This window comes from Sphingomonas sp. Leaf10 (assembly GCF_001421245.1).
GTDB lineage: Bacteria > Pseudomonadota > Alphaproteobacteria > Sphingomonadales > Sphingomonadaceae > Sphingomonas.
In genome coordinates this window covers 151359-158854 of sequence record NZ_LMKE01000012.1, presented here as the reverse complement: position 1 = coordinate 158854, position 7496 = coordinate 151359, and the positions used below count along the sequence as shown (strand labels likewise).

3 protein-coding genes are annotated in these 7496 nt (G+C 64.6%); 1 reads left to right on the top strand and 2 read right to left on the bottom strand.

All coding sequences use genetic code 11. The features are described 5' to 3' along the window. Positions 1–18: 18 nt before the first annotated feature. Entirely contained in the window at positions 19–405 is a 387-nt protein-coding gene (locus tag ASE59_RS10655) for a hypothetical protein (RefSeq protein WP_056455880.1), read from the bottom strand. 379 nt (positions 406–784) lie between these two features. Here ASE59_RS10655 and ASE59_RS19830 point away from each other — a divergent pair, with 379 nt between their 5' ends. Then, entirely contained in the window at positions 785–946 is a 162-nt protein-coding gene (locus tag ASE59_RS19830; RefSeq protein ID WP_235515727.1) for a hypothetical protein, read from the top strand. Positions 947–958: 12 nt separating this feature from the next. Here ASE59_RS19830 and ASE59_RS10650 read toward each other — a convergent pair whose 3' ends face one another. Next, positions 959–7489 (bottom strand): hypothetical protein, encoded by a 6531-nt coding sequence (locus ASE59_RS10650; protein ID WP_056455878.1) that lies wholly within the window; start codon positions 7487–7489, stop codon positions 959–961. Positions 7490–7496 lie beyond the last annotated feature (7 nt).

Sequence of the window (7496 nt, the reverse complement as noted above, 5' to 3'; positions counted from 1 at the left end):
CCCGGTAGCTCGTCAGGCTCATAACCTGAAGGTCACAGGTTCAAATCCTGTCCCCGCAACCAACGGTATCACAAAAGCCTCAGACCCCCTGGTCTGGGGCTTTTGTGCGTTTGGCACACACGCTTCCTCTGCAAACGCCAGCATCCGGTACAGATCACCGTGCAGCTGGAGCGGTCGGCGCTTGCCGCCGCGCGCGCTCCCTGGGTGCACGACAATCTTCTCGATAAGCGGGCGGATCGCCTGACGCGCTCCTGCACCGTCGTCTGAGGCGAGGTGCGCGTCGAGTTCGGCGATCGCGCGCGTGTACAGGCTCTGGTAGTTCGCCGGCAGGCGCACGACGGGCGACGCTGGCGTGCGTGCGATGATCTCCTCCAGCCGCCGTTCCTCCGCTTCCAGATCTTTCACCCGCGTCGTCAGTGCGCGTGGCGCGTCCTCGTCCTCCTCGATCCGGGTGACGAGCTTGGTGATGCGGGCGCGGGTCGCCGTCAGGTCATGCTCGGCCTGCGTGCGCTCGGCGCTTCCGGCCTGCGCCCCGGTTGTGAGCTCTTGCTGAAGGAGAGCGGCGAAGCGCTTGATGAGGGCCGGGGTCAGCAGGCGCTCACCCGGCGGCCGGGGAGCGCTGGAAAGGAAAGTTGGAGATGGACATCGGGGAAGTGCTGTTCGCCCTGAGGGGAAGGGTGGGGCGAGGGCCCTTTGTGGTCGCTGCCTTGCCGGATGGATCGCCCTCCTGTCCTCCCGCTACGATCCGCGCTTCGTTCACTTCCTGAGCAGCCTGTCGCAGCAGATGTTTCTCGGCTTGCTGGGACTGTCCGCCGGGATCCTGACCGCCGTGCTGGTGAAGCGCCTGCACGACGTCGGCCTGTCCGGCCGGAATGCGATCTGGATCCTGATCCTCGCCCTGCTCGGCGACCCGCTCGAGACCCGGTCGCCGATCCTCATGGTCTAGTCATATGAGCTTTCATCCCAGCTCAATTGGTCGCGACACCCCAATCACCATCATTTGAGCCTCGCGCAGTTCGGAATCGACGGTGTCCAGATCAAATGGTGACGCCTGGACGTTTGGAGGCGTCGCAGGCGTAACGGGGGCGGCTTTCAACACGGCATCGAGGATACGGAACGGCGATGTCGCGAGCGGCTCGTCTTCGGTACCGAAGGAACGAGCCTCCTTGGTTGCCAGCACGGTCAGCAAGCGGACACGCCCGGCGGTGGGCCAAAATCCACTCGGGTAGCCGATCGAAGATCCAGCCGCGTCACTCGTGTTCAGCGGTGCGGCGAATACCGGCATCTCGGACAGGCGGCCTTCGGCATTGGTGATCCATCGCGTGACGACAGCAATTAGCCTGTGGCCGGGAGCAGGAGCTTGCGGGGTGCCCTGTTCGTCATTGGGTAAAGGGTGGACCGCGGTCGCTGCGCCTGCCGCAATGAGCATAGCCCGTCCACCGGAGATTTTGAACGCCAGGTCCTCGACCCTCCGGATGGATGATACTGCGGGCCCAATGCTGGCCGGGCGGCACCGGAAGCGTGAGGAGTCGCCGAAAAACTGGACCCAGAACGGGCTGGAGAAAGCGCTCGCGGAGAATGGCTGCAGTTGGGCATCTTTGAGAATTTCGGGCGTGCCTGGCAGATCGATGCGCAGTGTGCCCTTTCCTTCGGGAGTTTTGAGACGCGCAAGCATGCCACCCCGCCACTGCCGCTCGCTTGCCGTCGCTGCGGCGCCCGGCCGAGCCCAAACGATGACGTCGAAGGTGTCTGGGGCCTCCTCGGCGGCGTTCGGATCGACCGGTGCGGTTGGGGAAATGTCGATACGTAGCTGGACTGAGCCGTTGTCTAACGCTGGAAATTCAATCGGCGGCAGATGATTGATACGCCATCCCGGATGGTCCGGGTCCATTAGGGGTTCGGACATCGCGGCGCGAAGACGAACGTCGTCTCCTTGGCGCTCAATTGTAATCGCCAGCCGTCGAGGAATCACGTGGGGTGGGACATCGTCCTCGATCTTCACCGCGATCGGCGCGTCGCCATCGATAATCGGCAGTGTCCAGTCGAGGCGTAATCCCTGGAACCCTAGAGGGTGATCAATATACGGGGATATCGGGTCGGCTGGCACAGGTGGGACGGGAACCGGCACGGCTGGTTTCGGTGGACTAAAGCGCCATGCGAGCCGACGCCTTGGCTCAGTTATGGTGCCGAGTGCCTCCGCCCACTGCCACAGCGCAAGGCCGCTTAGCAATCCGGCTGGACGTTCGATGAGCTCGGGGTCGGCGAGCCGCCGGTAAAGGAGTTGAAACAGCGGCCTCGCCGCCAACCGCTCGGCTAGTGTCGTATCGGCTGACGGCTCAACCTGCGGTTCGACTATGAAGCTGCTGCGCCTGAAGTCGCTGCTTGCACCTTCGCTCTGGGTCCAGCCGAGCGGACCGGACAACGACAGGCTGGTGCTGGCGAAAGGCGCGGCCTTGCCGGTGAGGATGGGATCGGGACCCCAGCTTTGCCAAAATTTGGGATATTGCAGCGCCTGCTCGATGGCATTGTCGTTGCCGAACAACGATCGCAGCTCATTCTGCCGCCAACCGGGCTCATTCGCATGGCCCACGAAAGCTTCCGGGAGCGGATGTCGCGTCAGTAGGCTGACCAGCTGCAACCGGTCGCCGAGATTGCCCAAGGCATGCCACGGCTCGTTGAAAAGAAGCATGACCGGCGCGGCCGCTGAAGCCTCACGCAGTTGTTCGGCGAGAGGCAGCCACAGTTCGAGTCCTGGCCGGCGAGGCTCGGGAGGTTCCGCGGAGACACCGGCCGAAGGTGCGATCGCACCCCGCGCGAGGACGTGAGCCCAACGGGCATGTCGCAGGTCCTCAAGGTCCTCGTTCGGACCCTCGAGCGTTCGGCGGTTGAAGCCAGGTTCGCTAGGAAAACGACCTTGGAATTCGAGTGCGAAGCGCCAGAGGGTGGGGTTCCCACGGTAAGTCATGTCGCGCATGACGAGCGGTGTTTCCGGCCGCTCATCCAGACGATCTCGACGGCGGATGTGATAAGGAGTGAGTGCGACGGGTCCCTCACGTTCGGCGTCGGTGTCCTCGCGTCCGGTGAATAGCCGTTGCGCCCAAGCGCCATAAGCCTTGAACTCTGCGTCGTCTGCGGGCGGAGCTTCGACCCCAGTCCGTCCGCGCCAGGTCCAGCGCTGGTCGAGTACCGTCACATCCGCGAACAGACGCATGACGCGCGCGGCTGCACGAGTTTGCGGCGCTGCAAGGGTCGGGCGAGCCTCGACGCGTTGCAGCCGCCCCGTGCCGTCAGCGAGAACCTTGCCCCAGTCTACGAAGACATTGCCGGTGCGATTTGTGAACCGATTGCGCCAAGGGTCGCTGCCTAGGGCGTCCTGTATGATCTTTTGGTCGGCTGAGGCCTCGGCGCGAAGCCTTAGTGGCGCCCCAAGGACATGGCGGTCTACCCGCCGACGGCCTCGTGCTAAGGCGGCCGAGAAACGCGCTTTTGGTCCTTCGAAATCGTCGATATCGACGGCCGCGTAGACGCGCACTTCGACCGTTCTACCGGCGGGGATCGTCACCGTTGCCTGGCTTCCTGCTAACACGACATCGATATCGGCGGCGTCGGGGTCGAAGTTGGCCGGCGGCCCGCGCCGGAGCTTGAGTTCTAGGCCGAGCTTGCGATCTCCATGCGGATCTTTGCTGGCATCCTGACGAAGCGGGATTTCAAGAAGCGCACCGCTGGTTCGCGTGCGCGGGAACAGCGGGACGACTTCAAGAAAGAGGGCGGTGACCCGCGGGTGGTCGAGCGTGGTGTCGTTGCCAATTATCGCTGGCTGCTGAGCCGCAGTGTAAGCCGCATTGATCCTGCGATTATGCTCGGTGCTGCCGAGCGGTGTCGCGGACAGCACGTGACGGACCCAAGTTGAGAGTGGGACCGCCGGGGGACGCACGCGAAAGACGGCATCGCTCGTCCGGCTGTCGAGTGCTGCGATCTCGGCCTGCTGGCCGGCCGTCTCCGGGCAAACTTGCCGATGCGATCCGATCCAGACTCGTGGCGGAACGATCCGAGCGGCACCCACGACGGCACCAATGGCGATGTGGATGTCGTCCGCCGTGACTGCGGCCGCAAGGGTGGCATCGCCAAGGGGCTCTGAAACGTGGACGAGATCGGGTTCGAGGGTCGCGACATTTCCAGCGGCGTCCGCTTCCATGAGGAGATTCGCGGCTACGGAGATGGTGCCGGGTTCCCACGAGATGATGAACTGCAAATGCCACTCGCCGGTATCGGCGGCGCTCAACGTATCTCGCTTGGCTTCGGGAAGGACTACGAGGATTTCACCGGCCGCCTCAGCGACCTGCTGTAGGGCGCCGCCGCGAATGCGGATTACGAGGGCTTCACGCGCTGCTCCCAACCTTCCTTGGCGAAGTGCAAGGACCGCTTCGCCGCCTTGACCGAGCGACAGGCCGTAGATCTTGATGTCGAGTTTACTGGACGGGGCGAAGGGTAAAATGCCCGAACCGTCCTGTTCGGAGAGATAGAAATTCGCAGTCTCGCCCTCGGGGATGTCGATAGGGGGCGGCAGGTCCGGAAGTTCAGCAGCGAGCGGCCGCGCGCCTTCCGGCACGCGCTTCGCTTGGCTCCCAGATTGACGCTGATCCCAGCGCGGCGCGGCGATCGGCGTGCGGCAAAGGTAGTGAACTGGAGCGGAGAAACCCGGTTCGTCCACCAACGGCCGGCGCAGCGCGGCGGGGTCGCCCGCGCGCCAAAGGCTGGGAGGAAGCGCGCCGCCTTGGGCGACAAGAAAGCTGCGGAAGCTGTACATCCAGCCAAAGCGTATTTGAGGAATGGTTCTACCCCAAGCGACGTCAGCATCGACGCCATCGAACGGCTGCAACGCATATAGCTCGCCCGGGTCCGCGTCGCTTTGCTCTACCGTCAGAGGAGCGACGAGTGGCCGCGCCTGAAACGCAAAAGTGCGGATATCGGCACCCTCGCGGGCGGTCGGCCGAGATCCCACCGCAAGCTCCTGGTCAGCCTCATTCCAGGGATACTGGACGCGTGCGGCGTTGAGCGTGAAAGTGTCGGCAAAGGCAGGGGTTGAAGCCGCATCGGGGGCGAAGGCGCGGCCGTCTGCTTGGACGAGGACGGCCACGCCGGTGGTTTCGCCGACGAGGTCATCGGTCGCGATCGCGTCGCCAAGATCATAGGGAACTACGATTGGATGAGCGTCAGGAATCGGCAGATCGACGGCCGTCCCACTGTCGAGTGGAACAAGTAGGGTCGACTCTCGCGCCTCGGCTTTTCCATAGGTGGCGGTGAAACGATCAATGAGGACCGTCCGCAGGTGAGCGAGACGGTCCACGTCGGCGGCATCCTGCGAGAGCGGCAACAGGGGAGGGTGCAGCGCGGGATCGAACCGGGCCGTTATCCAAGCGGAAAAGGCATCGCTGACCATGGCGAGCATACGCTCGCGAATGGCAAGCCCGACGACGGGAGTAGCGGCGGCACCACTAGCGAGCGCGCCTGCGAGCGTTGGTGGTGCCTGAACCAGCCAGCCCTGCGGATCGAGCTTTGCGAGTCGCTCGGTGAAAGCGCTGATGAAGAGCGGCTGCACGCCCGAGGGGTCGGCCTGGGCCGCCCGGCCTATGAGGTCGGGGAGCCCAACGCTGCCGAAGCGAAGGTTGAAGGCTTGGATCGCGAGGACCTCGACGGTTGGTGGGCGGGATCCGAGCTGGGAAAGTTCGGCCATTGCATCGGACAGAGCCAGCTTCACCGGTGCATGGCCGTCGTCGATGGTAATCATGCCGACGAGACGACACGTTTGATCGGCACCGACAGGGATCGGAGCGCCGAACGCGGCTCCTGCGAGCATCCACTGTGCGCCCGCGGCGCTGTGCGTGAGCACCAAATCTGCCTGGCCGCCGGCGCTTGGTCCGACGGGATCGGCCGCCAGGCGAAGAGTGAGAAGATCGCCGGCAGTTCCGACTGGCAAAGAGACCGTAAAGTCGAGCTCAAAGGGTTGGGTCGAAAGGCTAGGCTGACCCGGATCCACTCCCCCTGTAAATGTGGGGATGAGGGTTACCCATCCGGTCGGCTTCCCGGTTAGCGCCTCTGAGACGTAGGCCTGGGCGATCGGTAGGATGTCGTTCGCCGCGAGTGCGTATCCAGTTCCGTCGGGACCAGCCAAAGCCTGGCGCCACTGACGCAGGAGCAACGTCGCCGTGACGTCCTGGCGCGTCAACAAGGCGCCGCGAGCCGCGAGCTCCGCCGTTGCGGTCCGGGCTGCTGCCGACCCGCCTCGATCTTCGGAGTCGATAAAGGCCGCGAACAGACCGGGCCAACCCGCGGCGGCATACCGCGTCTCGTAGGCGGCAAGGGCACTCAGCACGGCATCTCGTGCGCCGGGAGGAAGCGGGCTCTGATTGTCGCCGCTGGCCTGCGCGAGCGCGTTCAATAGGCGCGCAACGGGAAAAGCGCGCCCAGCCGTTGCCATGATCCCGGTACCCGAGGCATCGCGAGCTGCCGCCACCGAGACGCGGCGAAGGAATGCGTCCCAATCGGCGCCATCGTTCTGGGCGGGATTGGGTGGCACGGGTGGGACCGGAGCCGGTGGATGGTAGATGGCTCTCGCGATCTCGGGATCGGCGAGGCGCGCCGTGAGATCGAAGGCCTCCGACACACGGCGCACAAATTGTGCTGGCCAGTCATTGTCGAACTGGGAGGTTTGTCCCATGGCGCCGGAAAGCGAAACGTCAAGCGTCGTCGAATCGACGTAGCTGAGCGGGGCGCCACCAGCATGATGAAGCGAGGGCAAGACCAGGGCGCGGATCTCCGAGCCGGCCACTACAGGGGTGTAGGTAACGAGCAGGGCTTCGCGGTTATCGTTTCCGAGTTCCAAGGTCTCGGGCATGCGCACTCGTTCCCAGCGATCGGGGAGATAGTCCTGACCCGCCAGTCGGAAAGCTGGCGCAAAGGCAGTGCGATTGGGGAGGCATTCGGCAAGGGCGGCGACGTCGGGGCGCAGGAGCGAGGCGAGACCAAGTTTGCGAGCAAGGGCACCGGGCCCTGTGCCTAGCCCTTCAAGCGCATTGAGCCACGTCCTCGGCCCGTGCATCGGAAGCGGACTCAGGGCAACGATATCGGGATCAGCGCCTCCGGCGGCACGCGAGACAGTCACGGCGCTTGCACCAGCAGGCAGGCCGGGCGCTGGAGCGGGGACTTGGCCGAGGCGCTGCTCGATCGTCAGCGCGATCGGTGCTGCCAGCGGGACATGCGGGTGCGCGGCCTCGATCGGGGCTGGATCGAAGGTCATGTCGGGCTTGGCAAGGTGCCAATCGAGCGTGTCCCAACGCCAGGGCTGGAGGAAAGGCCATAGGGGATCTGCGGGGGCTAGGTCGCTCACCCGCTCGGCGGCGCAAGTAAGCCGGGCGACGTAGAGCGCTTTAGGGTCGGCATCGGGAGCCTTGCCGGCGCGGATCTGACAGCGCAGGATGATGTCTGGCATCGGTGTT

Excerpts from the sequence above, each read along its gene's own strand:
- ASE59_RS19830 (WP_235515727.1), top strand. The coding sequence starts at position 785 with ATGTTTCTCGGCTTGCTGGGACTGTCCGCCGGGATCCTGACCGCCGTG.
- ASE59_RS10650 (WP_056455878.1), bottom strand. The coding sequence starts at position 7,489 with ATGCCAGACATCATCCTGCGCTGTCAGATCCGCGCCGGCAAGGCTCCC.